This window comes from Methylomonas albis (assembly GCF_014850955.1).
Taxonomy (GTDB): domain Bacteria; phylum Pseudomonadota; class Gammaproteobacteria; order Methylococcales; family Methylomonadaceae; genus Methylomonas; species Methylomonas albis.
Genome location: NZ_JACXSS010000001.1, coordinates 3,509,408 through 3,533,451 on the forward strand (window position 1 = coordinate 3,509,408; position 24,044 = coordinate 3,533,451).

Sequence of the window (24,044 nt, forward strand, 5' to 3'; positions counted from 1 at the left end):
ATTACTCCATCTTCGCAAATAAAGCCGCGTCGATTTTGGCATCGGCATAACGGATGGCCTCAGTCATCCGGTTTAGTAGGTCTGCGCCGGAAAGATGAAGGTACATCAATGTCGTTTGCGGGTTGCGGTGTCCCGCATAGGCACTCAGCTCATGCAGTTTCCAGCCAGCTTGTGCGAGGTGAGTCAAACGCAGATGGCGCAAGCTATGTGTACTAAAGCCCTCGACACCGGCCTGTTTTGCCAAGCCTTCGACAATTTTGCTCCAGGTCCATTTCGAAATTGGCTGACCAGCGTTGCGGCGTGATTCGGAGAAAAATACTAATCCGGCTTGCTGATTGATCCGATGACGATAAGCCAAATATTCGCTCAATGCATTTCCAGCAGTAGCGGCATAACAGACTGTTCGAGGTGTACTGCTCTTTGTGGTTTCGGGTCGAATATGAATGAGGCGATGAGCAAAATCGAAGTCGGTGACACGCAAATTCACCAATTCCTCACGCCGCAAGGCGCCATAATAAGCTAGCGCGAACATCAATCGGTTTCGCAGAGATTCCTGGGTAACCGCTTCGATGAGTTTTTTCCAATCCTCTTCCGAGGGAATGGCAGGTAGTAGTTTAAGTCGCCGAATCAAGCCGCGCGCGAATCCAGGATGGTAGTCGCTATTTCGATTCAGATAAGTGCCACGAGGGACTGGATTAAAGTCCCGAATATCTTGGTAAACCAAATGGTCATACCACAGGCGAACGGCCGTAAGGTACTGCTGCATCGTAGCATTCGAGTGGCGGTATGACGTTTTTCCATCCTGAGTATCGCCACCCAGATACCGAACATAAAGGGAGACGTGCTCCAGCGTGGCTTTTTCGGCTTCCAATCCCAAGCCTTGGCAAAAACTAAAGTAATTGCTGAGTGCGCGCGCATAGGCGTCGAGCGTTGCGTCGGCACGTCCCAAGTTACCCAGCAGAACCAGCCATGATCTACCGTGCGGGTTTTCAGAAAGAAAGGGGTAACGTTCCCAAACGAGATTAGCCATGAACGTGTAACTCCACTCGGAACTAAATCTGTTCACCAGATTATGGCACCAATAATTTTGATTCCAAATAACTTACTACAGGGTGTAATTGGACGAGAATAGCTGAATCTGATGCTTGTCGACCAAGTGCTGCACCTGGAACAACGGCACACCCATTTTGATGCCCAGCGCTTTGACTTCGTTGCTGCGGGCGACGATGCAACCGTCGTTGTTGCTGAGCACGGCGACAGGCTTGCCAATCAGATCAGGCCGAAATACCCTTTCACAGCTGACGTAAAAATTGTTGCAATCGACCAGTCCGATCAGCTTGTCGTGCGGAGTAATAATCCCACTCACACCGCGTGAATCACATTGGTGACCACACCCCAGACCACCAATTCCAAGTCATCATGCAGTAAGAAATCCGGATAAGCGGGATTCTCGGCGCGGAGCTTCCACTGTTCGTTTTCATTAACCAAGCGTTTGACCGTCAGTTCGCCATTGAGAGCGCAGATCACGATCTTGCCTGATACCGGTTCTAACGAACGATCCACCACCAGAATGTCATTCGGGTGAATGCCGGCCCCCAGCATCGAGTCACCTTGGGCACGCACGAAGAAAGTTGCAGCGGGTTTTTGAATCAGTAACTCATTTAGGTCGAGGGTTTTGTCGATGTAATCTGCTGCCGGCGAGGGGAAACCCGCCGAGACTTTACTGGCAAATAACGGCAGGCGCAAGGCAGGCAGCGGCCATTTGGGGGTCAAAATCGCCGGATGTTCCAACCCTAATGCACCGAACACAAGACGCTTCAACTTGAACTGTAACGGCAAATTCGACATTATCGCTCCATGGCAAACTCTGGGGCTGCATAGTCTACCGTCGAAAATGCAATTGTTCTATATTTGTTCTGATATTGATTGCTCGATATGTGTGGCCGCTATAGCCTGACCACCGATGCGGAAACACTGGCTGAGCATTTTCAGGTGCTGAGAGACATTCGGTTTCAGCCCAGCTACAACATCGCGCCCAGTCGGAAGATTTTAAACATCGTTGAACTCGATGATGGTTCGCGCAAAGCGGTGAATCTGTTTTGGGGCCTGGTACCGACCTGGTCGAAAGACACTAAAAACAGTGCACACTTGATCAATGCCCGCATGGAAACCATTCGTGAAAAGCCTTCGTTTCGTGCTGCGTTCAAGCATCGCCGTTGCCTGATTCCTGCCGACGGCTATTTTGAATGGCAAAAACAGGCAAATGGTAAACAAGCCTTTCATATTCACCGCGAAGACTGTCAACCATTCGCCTTCGCTGGGTTATGGGAACAGTGGCAACACGGCACCGAGACCTTGTATTCCTGCACGATTATTACCACGGCCGCAGCTGAGCTCATGCAACCGATTCACGAGCGCATGCCGGTGATCATGCCAACACAGAGCTATCAAGACTGGCTCGACAAAACCGCCGATGTGGATGACGCCTATTTACTGCTTGATAACCAAGCTTACGCCGAGATGACCCCAATCCCCGTTAGCGATTGGGTGAACAATCCACGCCATGACGATGCGGGTTGTATCGAGCGTCTGTCAGAGAAAAAGCATTGATTTAGTCGCTTTCCAAGTACAGTCACACCACTACGATCCCTTTCTGAGGATTGAGGCTTCGCGTAACTCACTTGATGACAGCCAGCGCTGATTTAGACATACTTCCCCCGTCACCAAGCAACCGCCATCCATTCAGCAACTCCCTTATATCCATGTCCAGAAACAGCTACCAAGAGTCATCCCCACAAACTCAGGAAGAAGCTTTAAAAATCGCCAAGAGCATTCAGCGCCCTGCACAAACTAAAGAGCAAACCAAGCTCATTGCCCAAGGTATTCAGCAAGGCATCGATCTTTACAAACGACAGCAAAAAGAAAAAGCCCGCGAGCTCAGTAAACAGCGTAAGAAATTAGCTAAACAGAAAGCGTCGGAGATCGAGCAGGATAACAGGGAGGTCGTCGAAATTATTGTTTATCACCAACACTGGCTGCCCTGGGCCTTACTGCTGTTGACTTGGCTGGGTATCGGAATCTATTCTTTCAAGTTGTATTCGCTCTAGCCCAAATCCCCAAACATGCTGATTGAAAAGGAAGGAATAAAGGCCTTGACCAAACTCCAGGCCAACATCGATCAACGTGTAAACGCTATTCGCGAAAGTCATTCCGAATGGCTTTGCCGCAGGAGTTGTTAGGGTTGCTGCCACCGCTTGGCCGACATCCCGCGTCTAGCGGCCGAATGGGCTCTGCTGTGAGAAGGGCGACGAGCTTTAACCGCTGTTTTGCGTCATTCACGCCGAAGGCCTATGATCGGTGGTCGAGCGCTCGTGTCTCGATTTATAGTAACCGGACTCCACCGACATATCCAGAAACACCTGATAGTGTTGTTCGGCCAGTACTGCGTATTGCTGCGCTTGATTAACTAATTTCTGGCGCTCACAAACCAAGCTCATTTTTTCATAAATCTGGAAATAATTGAGGTGCGCAAACTTTTGCCTGATAGCGGGTCTCTGGCGGGGAGCCTCATGCTTGACGCGCTCTTCAACCTCATCCAACAACCGGTGAAATTCCGCGATAGCTGCGTCAAATAGCCCTGCTTTTTGAAGAACCACCGGTAAGCGAAGCCACCGGTCCAATGGATAATTACTGGGATGTTGCCGCATCAACTCAGCAGCCTCTTCTAAGCATGTAACGGCAGATGGCAAATTGGCACCTTTGTATTTGCTCGCCTCGCGCTGGAGTGTCGCAACTCGCTCACCAATTGGTCCACTTGCGGTTTCCACCGAATATTTAGACCCTGGCTTGTTATCGCTAAGCATTATCCTGCAACCGTTCCCAAAGCGCCCGGATAATCAGGCCACTTGCACCATCCGGATGAATGTCGGTGCCGCAAGCCGCCGCCAATTCGCTGCCGGGGTTGTGCAGCCCAAACGCATTCCGGAGCGCAACGCCAAGGCAAAAGTGGAACTCGACCAGTTCGTCTTCCTCCGCGCAGGCAACCGCATGGCGTTCGGTATCGTTCATGATGAGCAAAAGCCGGTCAACGGCCTCGTCAACCGTGCGCGGCGTTCGCAATATCTCGCTACTGAGTGCTGACCAAATTTCAGTCAATTTGACCTTCCTTGTTGCCTGGCGGCTACTTAGGTTACGTTGTCACGGCTTTGTCACAGGGTTTTCCACAGGAGTTGGGGATAACACCGGCTGCGCTGGGTTTGAATTAGTGGGTACACCTTGCACTCTAGCCATTGCAAGCGGGTGATTATTTTTTGCATATCATCGCCCACCTTTTCTATCTAGGCAATATCCTCATTCCCTTATGGGGTCAAAAAAATTCCCTTGTCACCATCACAATACCCAGCATGCACTTTAGCGCCGACACATTTGGCGTCGGAAGTTGAACCCCGTTTTGAATAGTCGAGAAAACCGTCATTTTTGCACGGCTACCAGTCGCACGACCATCGACGAGCCATTTGCAGAAATAAGGGAACTGGTCGCCGGGTTCTGGCTTTGGGATCACCTAGGTAGCGCCACCCAAATCCCATGCTGGGGGCGAACGAAATCGAAATCCGGCCACTTTACGAGGCGGCTGAGCTGAAAACCTGCTCGGCTTCCAGGCGCCCTAATTTCTAGCGCTACATGGTGGATTGGTGATCCATATCGGTGTCTTTAGGTAGCAATTGACTAAACTTGATCTGTCAGGATTGAAAGGGTAAAACCGACCCTAAGCTGCCAACCACATGGATCCGCCGAATAAGTCTGCTGTAGTCCTAATAACGGTCATCTAAATTGACTTACCGTCGAAAAAGCAAGCGGACTCCTACCAATTTTTTCTTGGGTTAACACACTCTCCTAATGGAGCCTTTGAGGTAACTTTTTCGCAGTGGTAACAAAAGACCAGTTCCCATTAGCCATATCGCAGAAGGTACGGGCATGGGTTCCGGAGTATTGAACGAGAAAGGCTTGATCGCTGGTGGGTATACATCCCACTCTATGCCGTTGACAGCCAATCCTCAATGTTGACTATCTGCGCTGGTAACTAAAGCCCAATACGGGGTCTGTAGTCACCAGCAGCACGTAACTGCCCGCTATCTCATACCAAAATCTCTTCAGGCTTAACTCCAATCAACAATACATCCACCAAATAATCACTACCATGCAGACCAGTGCCCGTTGAATAGGGCACGCTGGCGAACTGGCCTTCGGCGTTGTCGTAGGCACCGCTGACGAATTGGCTTTGATTGTTGTAAGCACCTGCGGTGAAAACCAGGCTGTCAAAACCTTGGTTTACATCCAAAACGAATAGTTTTTGGCCGTTCGGACTATCACCGCGAAACACGGTTTCACCGACCAAGGTGTTGCCATTGTAGGCTTGCAGCCTGCCTTCTTCACTGAGACCATTCAAACTATCGTCGTTGCTGAACAAGCGTGACAAACTGATCTGGGCTTCGTGGGCCAAGTGGGTCAGGCTGAAGCGTAAGGCTTCGCTACCATCTATTTCTTGCGAAACGCTGCTGGTGTTCAAAGATTTGCCGCTCACCCCCAAGTCGCCACCGTAAATATCGCCGCCGTTGAGAGCGTTGACGTTTAAGGCATTCAAGCTGACTGCGCTCCAGCCTTCGCCGGTGTTGTTGACATTGGTTTTGTGACTGATGCTGACATCGCTTGCGCTCCAGGCGTTGATCCAACCATTAGGATTGGCTTTGCTAATGGTAGCGGGTGCGTTGCCAAAGGTTTCGGTATCGTAAATCGCCACAGTTTTGCCGGCTACCGCATTGTATTGTCCGTCTTCGTCGATTAAATCAACGTTGATATGACGCACCACGCCGCCATTGGCAAAGACATGGCTGACGTTGCTTAAGCCGGTATAGCTATTTTGGCTGCCATCGCCCCAGTGGACGATAATTTGATTGACAGTGTCTTGGCCCGGATCGGTAATTGAGCCCAGGTTGAGTTGGTAAGCTTGGCCTTCGTCGACTTTGTCCGCACCTGACACGGTAAGGTTAGGCGCAACGTTGCCGACCAACAGACTGTGGCTTTGCTGGGTTTGTACACCCAAAGGATCGGTGGCGGTGACTTGGATGGTGTAAGCCGTCGGATTCACTAGATCAGCATTGCCATCCAAATAAAGATGGCTGACAACGCCGCCCAATGCCGATAGTTCGGCGGCGGTTAGGGTTTGCAGTGCCGATCCGTCGGCCCAATCGATCGATAGACTTAAACCTGCATTACCGGTGTCGGCGTCAGCGGTTTGTATCGTCAATTGGTAGTCGATGCCTTCCAGGGTTTGGCTGCCGCCTTGCAGAGTCAGTTCCGGCGCGTTGTTGATGACGATACCGGTGGTGTCAACAGCAACCAAGGCTAGATCCGCAGGGTTGCCGGCAAGGTCGGTGATGCTGCTGCCGTTTAAGGCGATGGCATTGCCGATAACAATACCGTCGCTGTCGTATTCGCCAGCTTGAACCGTGTGACGGAACAACAAGGTGTCTGTGCCGTTGCCGGATAGATAAGCGGCAGTCACCGAGGTATTGCCGATTAACAGTGCTAGCGAAGGGGCCAAACTACCGAGATTGACCGTCACAGCCTCATTAAATCGCACGGCAATGTCGAGGTTGCTGCCTAATGCATAGCGGCCATTGGCTGGCGGAATCAGCTCGGTAACGGCAGGTCCGCCGGTATCGACATTCACAATCACATCGGCCTGCTCCGGCGCAACTTCGCGGTTGCCGGCATTGTCGGTGGCGAGGCTGTAGAAGGCATAACGGTGGCCATTCTGACCCTGATAGCTTGCCTCGGTCAGCTGGGTATTGGTCAGCCACGACGTGTAAGCGCCGCCGTTGTCCGAGACGTAGACGGTGTAGCCGGCAATTGCAGAACCGGCATCACTACCGGACCAGCGCACCAGAAACTCCGGGCTGGCGACGGTTTCGGTTGCCGTGGCGGCCTGCACTTGGCTGAGCGGTTTATCGGCATCCAGAGTGTTGAACACCGCCGGGGTATCGATGGGTTCCTGGCTGGTGAAGACGATGGTGGCATGGGCATTGATCACGGCGCCGGTGCTTACGTCCGCTTTGGGTTTGATGCTGTAATTGACAAAACCTTCACCGGTGCCTTTGTCGACATTGGTCGGTAAGAAACCGATGCTGGGGTCTACGGGGATTTCGCCGGTTTTGGGGTCTATCGTGGTAAAAGTCCAGAAGATTTCACCCTTGGCGACATCGATACCGGCGATGATATCCACCAAAAACCCTTTAGTGGCGGTCAAGTCCAGACGGTTGATGTAAAACGCCGTGTTATCGGGGACATGAATGCTGATGTCGCCCCAACCGAAATCGCCTAAACGGAAACTGTTTATATCTAAATCGCTGTCCAGTTTTTCGGTGATGGTGACTTCTTGGGCGGGTGCAGTGGCGGTGGCTTGGTTTTCAAAACGGATGGTGTAAGGAATTGCATCGTCCGCGCTGAGCCAGTGGTCGGCACCAAAGCCTTCGGGGTGGAGAATGTCGTTGGGGTCTTTGGGGGAAATGATGGATATTAGGCCATTCATTATGTTATCCCATAAACTGTCTCTATTCCCAACCCACCAATCGGCTAGATGATCCCAAAAATTCAAATTATGCCACACATCTAACTCGCTATATTTGGATTGAATAGCATGAATATAAGCTTGGCAATTGCCTCCGTTTTTGAAAGGACTTGATGGTGGAAAAGATTGAAAATCCCAATTTCCCACTCTTTGTATTGCGGCCCTCATAGTATCGCCATCATAAATAGTAACGGAGCCATCACTATTCGTTATAAAGTCATAATTTGATGATATATCGTCCTTCCCATCAGGTCCCACGCCAACTCCTTTGTTATCTATAATCTCTCCATTTTTGTTATAAAAAACAACTTGTTTGTGAACTGTGTCGACATCGAGGTAACCAGTGATTGTAGTAGTATATGGATAATTTTGTAACCCCATCATGTCAATCGGACGATACATAATAACAGCTGTATCGCCTGGATTTAACCCAAGTAAATCAGTCCAAAGGGTTGGTTGATTATTTGCATATTTGTATAGATTTTCTCCACCATTTATTCCAATCGGATCAACCGACAAAAACCGCCCCTCATCCGCGTTATAAAACCGCGCCCGCATAAAATCCAATCCATTACCGGCATCCATCACCCCCCATTGCCCGACATACTCAAACGGGTTGGCGACGGCTTCGTTAGTCGTCAGGTTTTCACCAAACGGCAAATAACTATAGCGGTCCACATAGCTTCCGGTAGCATTGGTCAAACCGGTGGTGGAACCCAGCGCATCAAAGTCATAATAATCGTTGCCGCCGGCATCGCTACGCGCTTCCAAACCCAAGCCGTGGGTGTAAACAGCCGACAACTGGCCTGCGCCGTCGTATTCCGCCACCACATTGACCATGCCGGTCGGATCCAACTGGTATTCGGTACGTACTCCGTTATGGATGCTGGCAATGCGGTTGCCCAGAGCGTCGTACTCGTAGTGCCAAGTATCGCCAGGGGTACTAACACCGATTAAATGGTTTTCGTCATCGTATGCATAAGTGGTGGTGACGCCGCCTTCTGTCTTACTGCTTAGATTACCGTCTTTGTCATAAGCATATTTGGCATTGCCGACATCGGTGTATTGATTCAGCGCGTTGGTGGCGTAATCCGTCGTCACGCCACTGTCACTGACGGTAATGCGGTTACCGGCTGCATCGTAGCGATATTCGATGTGCCTGCTGTCGGGTAGGGTAACGCCGGTGAGTTGGCCGGTCGCGTCGTAGTCGTAGTGAGTAGTGCCGTCCAGCGTGGTCATGCTGGTGCGTTGCCCCACCTCGTTATAGGTGTAATCAAAACGCGAGTTGATACTGTCGTCGGCTTTGAAGTTGATTAAATGGGTAAGTTGCCCCGCCGCATCGTATTGGTAAGTGGTATAGGTGCCATTGCCGTTGTCGCCCCGGCTCAAGCGGCCGTTTTCGTCGTATTGGTAGCTGGCGATGGTGTTATCGTTGGCATCGCTGAGTCTATCCAGCAGTCCTTGATCGTTATAGCGATAGTGGGTGGTATGCCCTGCCGAATCCGACATTAGAGATTTACGGCCAACGCTATCGTAGCCGTAACTGAGCCAACGTCCTTCGGTATCGGTGGTTTTAATCAGGCGGTCGTAACTATCGTATTGGAAGCTGGTGGAACTGTCGGCATCGGTGGCTAGTGTCAGATTGCCATGAGCGTCGTAGCCGTAGCTGGCTTTACTGCCGTCGGCATACGTCTTTTCCAGGAGCTTGCCTTTGGCATCGTAGCGATAACTAATGCCATCGCCGCGGCGATTGACCATGCCGCTTAGGGTACCGTCGTCGTTATAACTGTATTGTTCTTTACTGCCATCGGCATAGGTAATTTGGTTGAGATTGCCGTTGACGTCGTAGCTGTAACTCAGCGGGTTGCCGCGCTGGTCGCTGACGTTGGCCAATTGGCCGTTTTGCGGGTTGTAGGCGAAATTAACGCTATGGCCCAATGCATCTTGGACGCTGAGCGGGTTGTTATTGCCATCGTAGCTAATCTGGCTGACCGTGCCGTCTGGGTTGATCGTAGCTATTAAGTTGCCCTTGGTGTCGTAGTGCAATTGCGTCACCTGGCCCAGCGGGTTTTCCACTTGGGCGATTTGGCCGCGATCATTCAGCCACAAATGCGTGGTGTGGCCTTGGGCGTCTTTCACCAGCACTTCGTTGACGCCGACATATTCGTAAGTCGTGGTCTGTTGACCGGTGTTGACGCTTTGTTTAAGCAACTGGCCGGCACTGTTATATTCAAAATGTTGTACCGTGCCGTTGGGCAAAGTAATCGTGCTGACTTGTTGAGTACTGCCGGTACCGACATAATCGTAGTGGGTGGTGCCGTTTTGGGTGGTAATGTCCGTTAAGAATTCGGCATTGGTGTCGTAAGCAAAACTGGTGACATGGCCGTCTTGGTCGGTGATAGTGATTAATCGGCCTTGTTGGTTGTAAATGAAGGTTTGGCTGGCACCAAAGGCATTGCTGACTTGGCTTAATTGTCCGGCGGCGTTGTAGGTTGCCTGTAAGACGTTGCCGTTGCTGTCGACGACCGCGTGAAAGGTGCCATCGGCATTGAAATCGATTTTGCCGCCGCCCAGTTGCTGGAGGGTGAACACGCCGTATTGTTTGCTAAGCGTGCTACTGCCATCACTGGTATAGCTGCCATTGGTTTGCAGAACAAAGCGTTGTTGTAGACCGCCAATCTTAACCAGCACATCGCCGTTGCCTTGTTGAGTGGCGGTAATGTCCCAATCAAAGCTTCTGCCCCGTCCCAATACGCCGATCTCGGTGTCTTGGAGTAAGGCGCCGTTATTGGTGGCGCGTAAAAACGCCATCCGGAACAAGTCTTCGACACTGTTGGTGCGGCCTTCCAACGCGTCTTGTTGGGTTGCATTGCTATCCAACAGGGTTTGGTAGTCGGTTGTGCTTGAGCCTAGCTCTTGAATCAGGTTGGCTTTGATTTTTGACCATGCAGCGGCGTCAATTCCGTCCGGCTTGGCGGTTTCTAAAATGCTTGCCCAGTCCATACTTTGATTGCCGGCAAGGCTGGACACGCCAAGATTGACGGAGCCGGTGCCGGCAAAATTAGCCTTGAAGATCAGTTCATAACTGCCTTCCGCTCCCGGCGCCAGAATACCCGCCGGGCCACCTTCGCTGTCAACGGCTAAAAACTGCACGGAATTGGCTGTGAATTGGCTATCTTGCGGCAGTTTTAACAACACGTTGCCGGAGACATTCAGCACTGGCGCGGCGACATCGGTATCGCCGGTATTTTTGTAGTAAACCCGCACCGTGCCTTGCTCACTGCTCGAACTATTACGAATGGCGCGCAAGGCGGGCGGGGTTTCCATGCCGTATTCGACATGCCCCAATGTGCCGCTAATGACATTGAAGCCATCGCTTAAGACGGCAGTGTGAGTGTCATCCGTCAGTTTAAGGTCATAAGCACCGACCGCCATGCCGCGCAAGTCGAAGGTTGCCCACAATTCGGAACCATCTTTCCAGACGATTTGCTGGGCGGCATGCGCGACGCCATCCGCGCCAATCAGCTGGGCATTGGTGTGGGTGGTAAATTCCGCGCCGTCGATGCGCACGGTGACTTGGCCTTTGTTGCTGCCCTGGTGCAGGCTTAAGTCGTCGATGCCAAAATGCAGGGTATCAGCAGTGATCGAGTAAGCACTGGCAGCGCTATCGGCGTTATAAGCCATGATGTAATAGGTGCCGGCCTGGGTGTTTGGAATGGTGATACTTTGGTCGGGCGAATCGGCAACGCTATAACGGTAATCAAAGTTGGCGCGGCTAGGGATGTCGCCATGCCTGATAAACAGTTCGGTGCGTCCGGTGGCGCTGACGCTATCGAACGCCACTTTCAAGGTTTCGCCGGCCGCCACATCAACCCGGTAGTAAGCCGAATTTGCCGCGCCAATACTGCCGTTGGCTGCGCTACCCAAGCTAAGTTGCGCCACATCAACCTTTACCGCATCGACCGAGGCTTTTAAATTATTGGCCTCATTGCTTTCCGGGATGACATTGCGGATGTCGCTACGGACGATGACTTGATAATTGCCAACCGCCAAGCCGGGCAATTGACCGCTCACGGTTTGGGTGTAGCTGTCGCCGGGATTGAGGTTTTTGCTGATGTCCACGCGAGCGAATAGTTGATCGCGCACATCCCAAACATCATCCAGTGACAGATAGACGGAATCTTGCCAACTGCTATTCAGGTTATCGGCGCTTTGATTGGTGACCGTGTAAGTGATGCTGGCTTGCTGTCCGAGCAAGTTGGTTTGCGGCACGGTAATGGTGCCGGCGACTAAATCGGTTAAAGGCGGTAGACTGATAGCTACCGGCGTGCTGTCGTGAGCCACGTTATTGCTTTCGCCGTCGCGTTCGTAGATTCCATCGTTACTGTCAACCACAGCATACACTTGGTAGGTACCGGACAGGCCGCTGGGTATGTGCAGGTTTATGCTGTTGCTTAACGTTGCGCTGGTAGCGAGCGGATTAAAACTGTCAGCATATCCCAGGTAAATATCGCTATCTCTATCCAACACTTGGTCGGGCGATAAATAAAACACCGTACGATAAGTTGAATTGGTTGGCGCACCGTTATTTTTTATGGTCCAGCTCAACGCCAGGTTTTGGCCGCTGACCGCTTGGTTGGCCGCGTCCAGTGAGCTGATGACCAAGTCCGGCATGGCACTGAGTACCACCGTGAGGGTGTTTGCAGCTTGTAAGCTGTTGTTGCCCAGCACACTATCTTGCACCCGGTGATTGACGTCAGCGGTTACGAAAACATTGAAAATGCCTTGTAAGTCATTAGGCAACGCGAAGTTGCGGTTGACGGAATAAGTTTGATTGAAATCGAGCGTACCGTAATGGCCGACCGTATCAAGAATGACATCATCGGCATTTCCCAGTACCGCATCGGTCGATAAGGTGATGGTATCGGTCCAGTAATTGGCTTCGGTCCTGTTGGCAAGGTTTTTAACGGTGTAGGCAATGTTGATCGCTCTGCCCGAGTCAGCCGTTGCCGGTGTTGAAACACTGCTGACTTGTAAATCGGATGGACTGGCCAAGATGTTTAGAAGATTGCTTGGCGCTGTCGCATTGTTATTTTCTTGGTCCGCTTCAAAAACCTGATGGTTGAAATCGGTAACGGCGAAAATTGAATAGTTGCCGCTTAAGCTGTTAGGCAATACCACCAGCTCGTTGCGGTTGTAATGTTCGCCAGGGTTAAGCAAACCTTGATGGGCAAAAGTTGCCAATAACACATCATCGGCATTACCGATGATGGCGTCTGTCGAGGCAATAATGGCATCCGTCCAAGCATTGGCAATACTGTCGCCTGTGCCTTGGTTGCTGACTTGCCAGCTTAACAATACGGCATTTCCGGCCTGGCCCGTGGTAGGCATGGCAACTGTGTTGACCAGTAGATCAGCAGGTTGGCTGTTGATCGTGATTGCGGCAGAACTGACTGCGTTATTGGCGTTATCTTGTTCGAAAACTTCATTTTTACTGTCAGCGCTGACAATTAAATAATAATTACCGGTGATTCCGTTCGGCAAGGTCAGCGTGGCAGTGTTGCTGTATGCTTCATTCGGCTGTAATGCGCCGCTGTGATTGAGCTCTGTTAGTTTGATGTCATTGGCATCCAACAGACTGTCCAGGGATAAATAAACCGCATCTGTCCAGTTGGTATTGGGTGTGCTGGATAAGCCTCTATTGCTGACATGGTAGCTGAAGTTAAGGGTATGGCCCGCCAACGCGGTGCCGGGCACCCCCACGCTTTCAGTCATTAAGTCGGGCGGTGGGGTTAAATGTACGACCGTTGGAGTACTGTCGAAACCAACATCATTGGACGCGAATACATTGGATACGGGGGCAACGGGTATGACCCGAACAAAGAAGGTGTAGTCACCCGATTCGCCTACCGGTAAAGTTACGCTCTCGGTCGTCGTAAAATGAGTGGCGTTGTTGGCTTGGGGAAGATCATTGACGGTTTCGTATTTGTAGTAGCCGTATTTGTAATAACCATGCCTTTGGGTTGATGATGTACCAGGAAAGCTAAAACCACCGATACTTCCACCGCTGGATCCCGCCCCTGCCAGTGGGAGAATATAATTGGGGTCGTCTACCCAGATGTAGTAGCCTTGAGGTTCGGATGAGTTTAAGGGGGATCCAATTCCGTTTCCGCCCACGCCGCCGCCTAGCAGATCATGAAAAGGTAAATCTACCCATACCACCGTCTGATAATAAAGATCACGAGCAATAGTTTGTAACAGGGTGTCGCTAGCATCCAACACATCGTCTTTGGACATGTAAATTTGTTCTACCCACTCCGGAAACTTAATATCTCCAGCAATTGCCGCTTGTCCCGCGTTATCAATGGTATAGGTGAGATTTAAGCGTTGGCCCGAGAAGGCCTGCGCTGGCGCGGCGACTGAAATAACCGCCAAATCCGATAACTCGGCAATGGGAATTGGCTGAATGGTCAGTGTTGCACTGGCCCGGACATTGTCGTTTTCGTTGCCTTCGCTAACCTGCGCATTACGGTCCGCGACAACCAAAATATGATAGTCACCCTCTAACTTGGGTAATGAGACCGTTGCGTTGTTGTTGTAAGTTTGTCCGACATCCAAATAAGCGGCATTAGTCGCTGAACCCAGATAAATATCCTTACTGTCGAATACATTATCAGCCGATAAGTACACCCCATCGTTCCACACGGGAGTAGTGGTGGCCGCCGTTCCTGCATTGGTTACCGTCCACTGCACCTCAATTGAATGTCCCGTGAAAGCGGTGGTAGGTACAGTCACCGAGCCTACCTGAAGATTGGGTTTTAGTTCAGGGGAAATATGGATAGTTTGCGTGCTTATGGTGGTGTTATTGGCTTCCCCGGTCACACCTTCGTTGACTGAATTGTTAACATCGGTGACGACGACAAAACGGTAGTCGCCACTAGGTAAATCACTGGGTAAAGCCAGGGTTTGAATGCGCTCTATCGAGCCGCCCGCCGGAATATTGCCTGTAAAATTAAAAGTACCCACTAAGCGATCTAAATCACCAGTATTGGGGTCATCCAAATACACCTTGTCCGTCCAAGTCGTATCGGCTCCCGCTAGGCCTGGGTTGCCGTCAATCCAGGAAAATTGAATTCTTTCGCCAGAACGCGCGGATTGCGGGCCATCAATTTGCGTAACGGCAAGATCGGGATGCCGTTCGAGGCTGATGTTGAAATCTTTGCTTAAACTGAGGCCGTCAGCATCGATGACTTTAAGAGTTACCGTATAGTTCGCTTGAGTCGTGAAATCGAACAAGCTGGCATCAGTAATGCGTAGTTGACTGCCAACAAGAGTGAAACGGCCACCCGCGTCGTCCAATAAGTTGTAATGCAAGCTATCGCCGACATCTGGATCGCTGGCCGATACATTGGCTACAAATAAGCCGTTGACTAAACTGGCTTCGTCGATTTTAGTAGTGCTTAAGCTCAGCGATGTGGGCGCTTCATTTATATTGTTTAGGGCAATGTTGAGGTTGCTAGTGACACTAACGCCTTGACCGTCGGCGGCGAGTATGACCACCGGGTAACTATGTGCCGACTCGTAGTCCAAAATGGCACCGGCGGCGACGCGCAGTTCGTTGCCGACCAGGGTAAAACGACCATCGGCATTGTCCAGCAAGGTATAACTTAAGGTATGACTGCCATCCAGCCCTAACCCATAGGTGTAAAGGTGACCAACGACGGTATCAGCCGGACTATTTTCGGCAATGCTGCTGGTATCCAGGCCGACACCATTGAGTTGCATGGCCGGTGTAAAGTTGTCATGCGTCAGGCTGGTGGCAATAACGTTCTGCAACACCAATGCAGTACGCCAACCTTGCGCGCTATTGCTGACGCGATCAGGATCCAATTCTAAGAGCGTATTGGCGCCATCCTGTCTAAGACGCAGGTACCCTGATAATGGATCAAAAGGCGCGCTACCAATGGCATTGATGAAAGAACTGATGTCAATTACATCACCAACTGCGCCAACCGCAAAGTCGGTCACGTTGACCGTACTGACATTATCTAGTTGCAGGTGGTAAATATCTCTGCCATTGCCTCCCGTCAGAGTGCTGCTATCAAGCCTATCCGGCGAATAGATGTAGAACTGATCGTCACCAACGCCACCGCTCAGGGTGTTAATGTCCGCCACGCCGTCGATATTATTGGTGTAGTCTTTTAAGGTATCGTTACCATCTCCACCTAGAAGGCTATCGCTACCAGAATCACCATTAAGGAGGTCATTACCCGCCAGACCACTTAAAGTGTCATTCCCATTACCACCGGACAATATGTCTCCGAATCCGGAAAGATCCCCGCCGGTAAGAATATCGTTGCCGTCTTCACCATATAATTCGTTACCGTTAGTGTCGCTGTTGGTGCCGGCGTTGCCGCCGATTAGCGTGTCGTTTCCGTTTCCGCCGTAGAGTTTGTCGTAGCCGTCGCCACCGACTAAGGTGTCGTCTCCAGTCCAGCCAAACAAGGTGTCGTCACTGCTCCCACCTGTACTGAGTTGCTCATTGATTTGCGCTGGCGTCACCGTGCCATCGACAAACACAAAGGTTTCGATGTTGAAACTGGCATCCGGATAAAATTGATCTTGGATGTAAAGCGATTCCCCGGTCGAGTTGATGGTGATTCTGAGGTCATAGGTATTGACCTTTTCAAAGCTGACATCGGCTTGGTTCAGGCCGATGAAAATCACTTGATCGGTACCGCCACGTCCGCTCCGACCGTCATCCTCTTGAATCCTGTCTTGGCCCGAACCTATGCCAAATCGATAGGTATCATCGCCCACTCCACCGTACAAGGTGTCGTCGCCAGCGCCGCCGTCTAGGCTGTCATTGCCCCACAGACCGTATAATTGATCATTACCTTGATTACCCGTTAGCGTGTCGTTTCCGGTCCAGCCAAACAAGGTGTCGTCACTGCTGCCACCTGTACTGAGTTGTTCATTGATTTGCGCCGGCGTCACCGTGCCATCGACAAACACAAAGGTTTCGATGTTGAAACTGGCATCCGGATAAAATTGATCTTGGATGTAAAGCGATTCCCCGGTCGAGTTGATGGTGATTCTGAGGTCATAGGTATTGACCTTTTCAAAGCTGACGTCGGCTTGGTTCAGGCCGGTGAAAATCACCTGATCGGTACCGCCACGTCCACTCCGACCGTCATCCTCTTGAATCCTGTCTTGGCCCGAACCGATGCCAAATCGATAGGTATCATCGCCCGCTCCACCGTACAAGGTGTCGTCGCCGATACCTCCGTCTAGGGCGTCGTTTCCAGCCAAACCGTATAATTGATCATTTCCTTGATTACCCGTTAGCGTGTCGTTTCCGGTCCAGCCAAACAAGGTGTCATCACTGCTCCCACCTGTACTGAGTTGCTCATTGATTTGCGCCGGCGTCACCGTGCCATCAGCAAACACTAGGGTTTCGATGTTATAGCTGGTGTCCGGGTAAAACTGATCCTTGATGTACAGCGATTCCCCGGTCGAGTTGATGGTGATTCTAAGGTCATAGGTATTGACCTTTTCAAAGCTGACGTCGGCTTGGTTCAGGCCGGTGAAAATCACCTGATCGGTACCGCCACGTCCACTCCGACCGTCATCCTCTTGAATCCTGTCTTGGCCCGAACCGATGCCAAATCGATAGGTATCATCGCCCGCTCCACCGTACAAGGTGTCGTCGCCGATACCTCCGTCTAGGGCGTCGTTTCCAGCCAAACCGTATAATTGATCATTTCCTTGATTACCCGTTAGCGTGTCGTTTCCGGTCCAGCCAAACAAGGTGTCGTCACTGCTCCCACCTGTACTGAGTTGCTCATTGATTTGCGCCGGCGTCACCGTGCCATCAGCAAACAGTAGGGTTTCGATGTTATAGCTGGTGTCCGGGTAAAACTGATCCTTGATGTAAAGCGATTCCCCGGTCGAGTTGATGGTGATTCTAAGGTCATAGGTATTGACCTTTTCAAAGCTGACGTCGGCTTGGTTCAGGCCGGTGAAAATCACCTGATCGGTACCGCCACGCCCGCTCCGACCGTCATCCTCTTGAATCCTGTCTTGGCCCGAACCTATGCCAAACCGATAGGTATCATCGCCCGCTCCACCGTACAAGGTGTCGTCGCCCGCGCCGCCGTCTAGGCTGTCGTTTCCGGCTAATCCGTACAGGGTGTCGTTACCATCGTTGCCGGTGAGGGTATCAGCACCAATGGTACCAGTAAGAACAAGCCTATTGCCAAAAGTTGCTAGGGCATTAACTTGGTCCCTGTTCAGATCGCCATCAGCAAAGCTGAACGTCTCTATCGCATAGCCGGTATCGCCGCTGAATTCGTTGCTGACATAAAGCACTTCTCCTGTGGCTTTGATCGTCAGTTTTAAGTCTGCCGTACCGATCTTCTCAAACTTGACGTCGGCTTGGCTTAAACCGCTAAAAAGTACTTTGTCATTACCACCCTGCCCACTATCATCGTGTTCGTTGATGGTATCCCGCCCCGAACCCACCCCAAAAACGTAGGTATCGTTGCCAGAACCTCCATGCAATTGGTCGTTGCCCGCACCACCATCCAACGTATCATCACCCCACAGACCATTCAGGGTATCGTTTCCTCCATTGCCACTTAAGGTCTCATTACCGACGTAGCCGTAAAGCACATCGGCGCCTGCAGTACCAACCAGGAATTTAGCATTGACCTGCTCCAGCGTCAGATTGCCATCCGTGAAACTGAACGTCTCTATCGCATAGCCGGTATCGCCGCTGAATTCGTTGCTGACATAAAGCACTTCTCCTGTGGCTTTGATCGTCAGTTTTAAGTCTGCCGTACCGATCTTCTCAAACTTGACGTCGGCTTGGCTTAAACCGCTAAAAAGTACTTTGTCATTACCACCCTGCCCACTATCATCGTGTTCGTTGATGGTATCCCGCCCCGAACCCACCCCAAAAACGTAGGTATCGTTGCCAGAACCTCCATGCAATTGGTCGTTGCCCGCACCACCATCCAACGTATCATCACCCCACAGACCATTCAGGGTATCGTTTCCTCCATTGCCACTTAAGGTCTCATTACCGACGTAGCCGTAAAGCACATCGGCGCCTGCAGTACCAACCAGGAATTTAGCATTGACCTGCTCCAGCGTCAGATTGCCATCCGTGAAACTGAACGTCTCTATCGCATAGCCGGTATCGCCGCTGAATTCGTTGCTGACATAAAGCACTTCTCCTGTGGCTTTGATCGTCAGTTTTAAGTCTGCCGTACCGATCTTCTCAAACTTGACGTCGGCTTGGCTTAAACCGCTAAAAAGTACTTTGTCATTACCACCCTGCCCACTATCATCGTGTTCGTTGATGGTATCCCGCCCCGAACCCACCCCAAAAACGTAGGTATCGTTGCCAGAACCTCCATGCAATTGGTCGTTGCCCGCACCACCATCCAACGTATCATCACCCCACAGACCATTCAGGGTATCGTTTCCTCCATTGCCACTTAAGGTCTCATTACCGACGTAGCCGTAAAGCACATCGGCGCCTGCAGTACCAACCAGGAATTTAGCATTGACCTGCTCCAGCGTCAGATTGCCATCCGTGAAACTGAACGTCTCTATCGCATAGCCGGTATCGCCGCTGAATTCGTTGCTGACATAAAGCACTTCTCCTGTGGCTTTGATCGTCAGTTTTAAGTCTGCCGTACCGATCTTCTCAAACTTGACGTCGGCTTGGCTTAAACCGCTAAAAAGTACTTTGTCATTACCACCCTGCCCACTATCATCGTGTTCGTTGATGGTATCCCGCCCCGAACCCACCCCAAAAACGTAGGTATCGTTGCCAGAACCTCCATGCAATTGGTCGTTGCCCGCACCACCATCCAACGTATCATCACCCCATTGTCCATTTAAATTGTCATTGCCTTGTTCACCAAAAAGAGAATCTTTCCCGTCACCGCCAGCCAGATAATCGTTAAAATTACTACCGATCAACGTGTTATCGCCAGCATTGCCGACAAAATTCCCCAAAGTAGCCACGTAATTAAATTGTGCTGAAGGATCCAGAAGGCTCCTACTCTCAATATCGCCCGTTTTTTGTTCTAAGGTCCAATCACCACCAAGCAAATTATTACCTGTTAGATTCTCCGAAGCAGCAATATCGGCACCAGTTAGTTGTGCCAGAGAATTGATAAATGTTAGCCCGACGTCACCTTGGGCGACATTACAACCATAAAGTAATATGTCACCATTTGATGCAAGACTCTTACCTATCTGTTGTAGTTTTTGCTGATAGTCATCAATCGTTTGGCTATTTAAGACCGATGCGCCTAAATACAGAAATCCTATTGCACCATGACTGATAATCTGAATAGAGTCCAGGTTTTCGCGACCTTGCAAAATATCGGCTATCTGCCAAACACCATCCAGTGAGCTATCCAGTAAATAGTATTCTGTTCCCATGGGCAGCGCACTAATTAGCAACTCATAATTGGAAACATTTTTATCGATGAATACTAGGCTGGTCATGATCGATCCTTATCAAATATGTGATTAGCAATAAAACTTAATTTTTTGTTGAACTAATATTCTTTCTACAAATTATGTTTCTTCACATCCTCTTGATGCTTGAAAACACAAATTGATTTAGTTAATGCGGTGTTGCTAATATTGGAAACCCAAATTTCAATATCATGTGCAAAATCGGTATTCAGTAAGCCCTTGTATTTCCCTAATATTCCCTGACAAGACGATATCCTGCGTTAGATTCTTTATCAGCCGAAGGGAAGGAAATTATCGACATATCTAATTACTAAAAAGTTGGCAACTAATTATGTTAACGTGATGGTCATCATAGATTATTGCCGATTTACCTAATTTGCCGTAAGAGCAAGCTATCCTGGAGAATCGGGTTATTTATCCTGCATAATTGGGACAAATATCCCAGCTACAGCTTTGATTAAATTCCCTACAAAATCCCAATTCAGGCGCTTTTAAACATAAATCAATCTGGCCTTCTACTTTCAATTTTTCATACACTGCGGTCAGTTTGTTGCGGACGGTCTTTTCGCTGATATTTAGGCGGGTGCTGATTTTTTTGGCCGACAAGCCTTTGGCCACTAGACAGGCAATGCCATATTCACGCTTACTGAGTAACGCCGCCAAGGGCGGACAGGCGCTTTGCATGGCAGCTAAGCGATTAGACTCGGCGAGCAAGACCGCATGCGATAGTTGCCGGTCAAACCAGGGTTCGCCGTTGGCGACACTGCTTATGGCTTTTAACAGCAACTCGCCGCTTTGATGCTTACCAAAAATGCCCGCCGCGCCGTGATGCAATGCTTCCACTAATAAGGCTTGCTCCTGATTGGATGCCAATGCCAGGACGCGGCAGTTGGGCAACAATTTGCGTAGTTGCGGGATTTGCCGGAACGCCAGCCCGCTTTCTGCCAGCAAATCGAATAACACAATATCCGGGGCCAACTCGGCGAAATGTTCCAACAAAGGCTCAAAGCGCTCGAACTCTGCCACTAACAGCAATTCGGGTCGGCTAGCCAGAAACGTGTGCAGACCAAGTCTGAACAATTCCTGGCTTTCCAGAATGATGATCCGGGTTTGGTATTGAATATTGTGTTCCATCACTGCTTATAAAGTGGGCTACCTATTTGCCTGTTCGAATGTGGTTTGGCATCCGCCCCAAAATTGCGGCTTGGCGTTGCCATTTTTGTTTATAGCCTTTAGGGCCAATCAACTCGCTTCGTGGATACTGTCAACGGCTACCCATATCCGCCGCGCTGCTCAACCAGCCGTTGACTTCTTGTAAATTTTCCTCGTTAACCGTGCCGATTGCTTTTAAGAAACGCACCCGGTTGATGATGTATTCATACTTAGCTTTGGCCAGCTCGCGCTTGGCTTTGTATTCGACCTGCTGGGCACGCAACACATCGGCGATGGTTTGTACGCCGTATTTCAAACCGCTTTGCATGGCCTCCCGGGATTTAGTGGCGGACGTCAGGGCTTTTTCCGAGGCACTGATGCGGCGGGCATTGGCGTTGGACGCAGAGAAGGCGTCGCTGGTCTCCTTAACTAGGGCGCGGACTTTCGCTTCATTCTCTTCTTGCGTCATCGCCAACCGGCTTTGCGCCTCAAACATCCGGTGGGTGGTGGTACCGCCGGTAAAAATCGGCACATTAACGTTAATCGCCGCTACCTGAGTTTGGGTATGGCTGGTTTGGACGCTTTGATAGCCGGTGTCGGTATCGAAATAGTTCAGTTGTAAATCCACGACCGGCAAGTACCTGGATTTTTGCACCGCGACATTGTTGCTGGCGGCTTCGATGGCGCTCTGTTGGGCAGCGAGTTGCGGATTCTGGCTTTTAGCCACGGCAATCCAGTCGTCCAGCTTGCCTTCTAGCTCGTGATATTCGATACCCTCGCGTAGTGTGTTAAGCGATGTGGGCAAGGTATTGGTCAGCTCTTTCATCGCCTGCCGGGCGATGATCAAGTTGCTCCCCGCTTCAATCTCATCGGCTTTGAGTTGATCGAGCCGGGCTTCGACTTCATAGAGGTCAGTGACTTTGATCAATTGCTTGGCAAATTGCTTTTTGACCTGCTCCAGCTCGGTTTCGGTAGCCTGCCGTTCCATCTGCGTCAGCTGCAGTTGGTCTTCTGCATCCAGCGCCGCGAAATAACGCTGCACGACGCTGAAGATCAAGGTGTGTTGGGCCTCTGTCAATTCGGCACTGTATTGGTTTTCAACTTCCTGCGCGCGCTTCCAATCCCAGAATTTGGCAAAGTCTATCAGGCTTTGGCTTAAGGACACGTAGTAGCGGGTACCGTTGTAATCTCGGTCGGTAAAGCCTGGCACACTTTGCTTGTTGCTGGACCAATTGGCTGTGCCGGTAATTTGCGGTAAGAGTTGGCCCAAGGCTTGGCCTTTTTGGGCGTTGCCGACATCGACTTTTAACTCGGCGGTTCTCAGTTGTGGATCGGCTTGCAAAGCTTGTTGGTAGATACCCAGCAAGTCGTCGGCGACCACAGGCTGAGTAGCGATCAAAAGCATTGCTGGTGCTAACTTGCCAAGTAGGTTCATGCCATCAATCCTCGATAAACGCACGGGCAAAGGCATTGCTGATCGGTTTGGTGAGATACTCGAAAACCGTCCGTTCCCCGGTTTTGATCAGTACCTCTACTGGCATACCTGGCACCAGTTCCAGGTTTTTCATTTTCTGGTAGCTTTCCTGCGTCAATTCGATTTGCGCTTGGTAGTATGGGGTACCGGATTTTTCCTCAACCAACCGGTCTGCGGAGAGGTTGATGACCTTGCCTTCGATGATGGGCGTCAGGGCTTGTTTGAAGGCGGTAAAGCGTACTTCGGCGACCAGGCCGACGCTGACCCGGTCGATGTCCAATGGTGAGACCTGGGCATCGACGATTAATTCTTCCTGCTGCGGCACGATGTCCAAGATCGGATGACCGGGCAATATCACGCCACCCAGGGTATGCACCGCCAAGCCCATGATGCGACCGGCCACCGGTGCTTTGATGTCTATCCGTACTACCTTGTCGCGAGTGGCCAGCATGCGCTGATTGACATCGTACAGCTCGGTTTGGGCTTCACTGAGCTTGCCAGCAACTTCTTCCTGGAACTTCTTTTCGAGCTGCAAGATTTCCAGTTTGGTTTCGCCGATCTGAATCTGGGCGGCGGCGATGTCCGAACTCAAAGCCGAGACTTCACCGCTGTTTAAGGTGTGGTTGCGTTCTACATCGCGTAAGCGTTGCTTGTCGGCAAAGCCTTCCGCCAGTAATTCTTTTAAATCCCTTACTTCTTCGCTGTAAGAGGCCATCAACTCTTGCTTACTGGTCCGTTGGCCATGCAAGCCATCTATTTTGGAATTGAGCTGGCCGATACGTTGTTTCAGCACCGCCATTTCACCTTCGTGGGCGTTTTTGCGTGCGCTAAAAATCTGATTCTCGGTTTTTTTGGCTTCCAGAATTCTTGGGTCGGCGGAGTCGTTTAGGGTTTCCGGATAGACCACCGTTGTTTTGCCATCGCGTTCCGCTTCCAGCCGAGCGACTTGAGCCGCCAGGGTTATAAATTGGCCGCGAGCAATTTCCAATTGGGCTTTGTTCTCGGTACCATCCAGGGTTAATAACAAGTCGCCTTCTTTGACAATGTCGCCGTCCTTGACCAGCAACTGGCTGACGATCCCGCCATCCAGATGCTGCACGGTTTTCTTATGCGATTTGACGACCACAAAACCGCTGGCCAGTGCCGCGCCGTCAATCGGAGCGAGATAGGCCCAAAGCCCAAATACGCCTAGGGTGGATATGAGGACAATCAGCCCGATCATGCGAATCGGCCGGTCATCGGTCAGCAACAGAATGGGTAGTGCGTCCGTTTTTAAAGGTGAATTCATTC

The 24,044-nt window shown here is 50.8% G+C and carries 10 protein-coding genes and 1 pseudogene; 2 read left to right on the forward strand and 9 right to left on the reverse strand.

Annotated elements, in window-relative coordinates; all coding sequences use genetic code 11:
• Window position 1 precedes the first annotated feature (1 nt).
• The 3 genes and pseudogenes from EBA_RS16110 to EBA_RS16120 form a co-directional block, all read right to left on the reverse strand.
• On the reverse strand, window positions 2-1,030 hold the full coding sequence (locus EBA_RS16110; RefSeq protein WP_192375658.1) for a tyrosine-type recombinase/integrase: 1,029 nt from the start codon (window positions 1,028-1,030) through the stop codon (window positions 2-4).
• A gap of 78 nt (window positions 1,031-1,108) precedes the next feature.
• Window positions 1,109-1,366 (reverse strand): annotated as a pseudogene (locus EBA_RS16115) (Y-family DNA polymerase); the annotation flags it as partial.
• Entirely contained in the window at window positions 1,363-1,848 is a 486-nt protein-coding gene (locus EBA_RS16120) for a translesion error-prone DNA polymerase V autoproteolytic subunit (RefSeq protein ID WP_192375659.1), read from the reverse strand. The gene EBA_RS16120 and the pseudogene EBA_RS16115, both read right to left, overlap by 4 nt.
• A gap of 87 nt (window positions 1,849-1,935) precedes the next feature.
• Here EBA_RS16120 and EBA_RS16125 point away from each other — a divergent pair, with 87 nt between their 5' ends.
• Complete coding sequence (locus tag EBA_RS16125) at window positions 1,936-2,610, forward strand: SOS response-associated peptidase (RefSeq protein WP_192375660.1); 675 nt, start codon at window positions 1,936-1,938, stop codon at window positions 2,608-2,610.
• Window positions 2,611-2,762: 152 nt separating this feature from the next.
• Complete coding sequence (locus EBA_RS16130) at window positions 2,763-3,107, forward strand: DUF2956 domain-containing protein (protein WP_192375661.1); 345 nt, start codon at window positions 2,763-2,765, stop codon at window positions 3,105-3,107.
• A gap of 228 nt (window positions 3,108-3,335) precedes the next feature.
• Here EBA_RS16130 and EBA_RS16135 read toward each other — a convergent pair whose 3' ends face one another.
• From EBA_RS16135 to EBA_RS16160, 6 genes are all read right to left on the reverse strand, one after another.
• The gene (locus EBA_RS16135; protein WP_192375662.1) at window positions 3,336-3,863 is read right to left on the reverse strand and encodes a hypothetical protein; all 528 of its coding nucleotides are present in this window, start codon (window positions 3,861-3,863) and stop codon (window positions 3,336-3,338) included.
• Window positions 3,856-4,155 (reverse strand): DUF6794 domain-containing protein, encoded by a 300-nt coding sequence (locus tag EBA_RS16140; protein ID WP_192375663.1) that lies wholly within the window; start codon window positions 4,153-4,155, stop codon window positions 3,856-3,858. The genes EBA_RS16135 and EBA_RS16140 overlap by 8 nt, the downstream gene beginning before the upstream one ends.
• Before the next feature lie 979 nt (window positions 4,156-5,134).
• Window positions 5,135-20,155 (reverse strand): CARDB domain-containing protein, encoded by a 15,021-nt coding sequence (locus EBA_RS16145; protein ID WP_192375664.1) that lies wholly within the window; start codon window positions 20,153-20,155, stop codon window positions 5,135-5,137.
• A gap of 387 nt (window positions 20,156-20,542) precedes the next feature.
• Complete coding sequence (locus EBA_RS16150; protein WP_192375665.1) at window positions 20,543-21,262, reverse strand: response regulator transcription factor; 720 nt, start codon at window positions 21,260-21,262, stop codon at window positions 20,543-20,545.
• Between the two features lie 130 nt (window positions 21,263-21,392).
• Window positions 21,393-22,715, reverse strand: a complete 1,323-nt coding sequence (locus EBA_RS16155; RefSeq protein ID WP_192375666.1) for a TolC family outer membrane protein — start codon at window positions 22,713-22,715, stop codon at window positions 21,393-21,395.
• A gap of 4 nt (window positions 22,716-22,719) precedes the next feature.
• Window positions 22,720-24,042: an HlyD family type I secretion periplasmic adaptor subunit gene (locus EBA_RS16160; RefSeq protein WP_192375667.1), complete on the reverse strand. Its 1,323-nt coding sequence runs from the start codon at window positions 24,040-24,042 to the stop codon at window positions 22,720-22,722.
• Window positions 24,043-24,044 lie beyond the last annotated feature (2 nt).

Coding starts and splice junctions, on each gene's coding strand:
- EBA_RS16110 (WP_192375658.1), bottom strand. CDS start 1,030: ATGGCTAATCTCGTTTGGGAACGTTACCCCTTTCTTTCTGAAAACCCG.
- EBA_RS16120 (WP_192375659.1), bottom strand. CDS start 1,848: ATGTCGAATTTGCCGTTACAGTTCAAGTTGAAGCGTCTTGTGTTCGGT.
- EBA_RS16125 (WP_192375660.1), top strand. CDS start 1,936: ATGTGTGGCCGCTATAGCCTGACCACCGATGCGGAAACACTGGCTGAG.
- EBA_RS16130 (WP_192375661.1), top strand. CDS start 2,763: ATGTCCAGAAACAGCTACCAAGAGTCATCCCCACAAACTCAGGAAGAA.
- EBA_RS16135 (WP_192375662.1), bottom strand. CDS start 3,863: ATGCTTAGCGATAACAAGCCAGGGTCTAAATATTCGGTGGAAACCGCA.
- EBA_RS16145 (WP_192375664.1), bottom strand. CDS start 20,155: ATGACCAGCCTAGTATTCATCGATAAAAATGTTTCCAATTATGAGTTG.
- EBA_RS16150 (WP_192375665.1), bottom strand. CDS start 21,262: ATGGAACACAATATTCAATACCAAACCCGGATCATCATTCTGGAAAGC.
- EBA_RS16155 (WP_192375666.1), bottom strand. CDS start 22,715: ATGAACCTACTTGGCAAGTTAGCACCAGCAATGCTTTTGATCGCTACT.
- EBA_RS16160 (WP_192375667.1), bottom strand. CDS start 24,042: ATGAATTCACCTTTAAAAACGGACGCACTACCCATTCTGTTGCTGACC.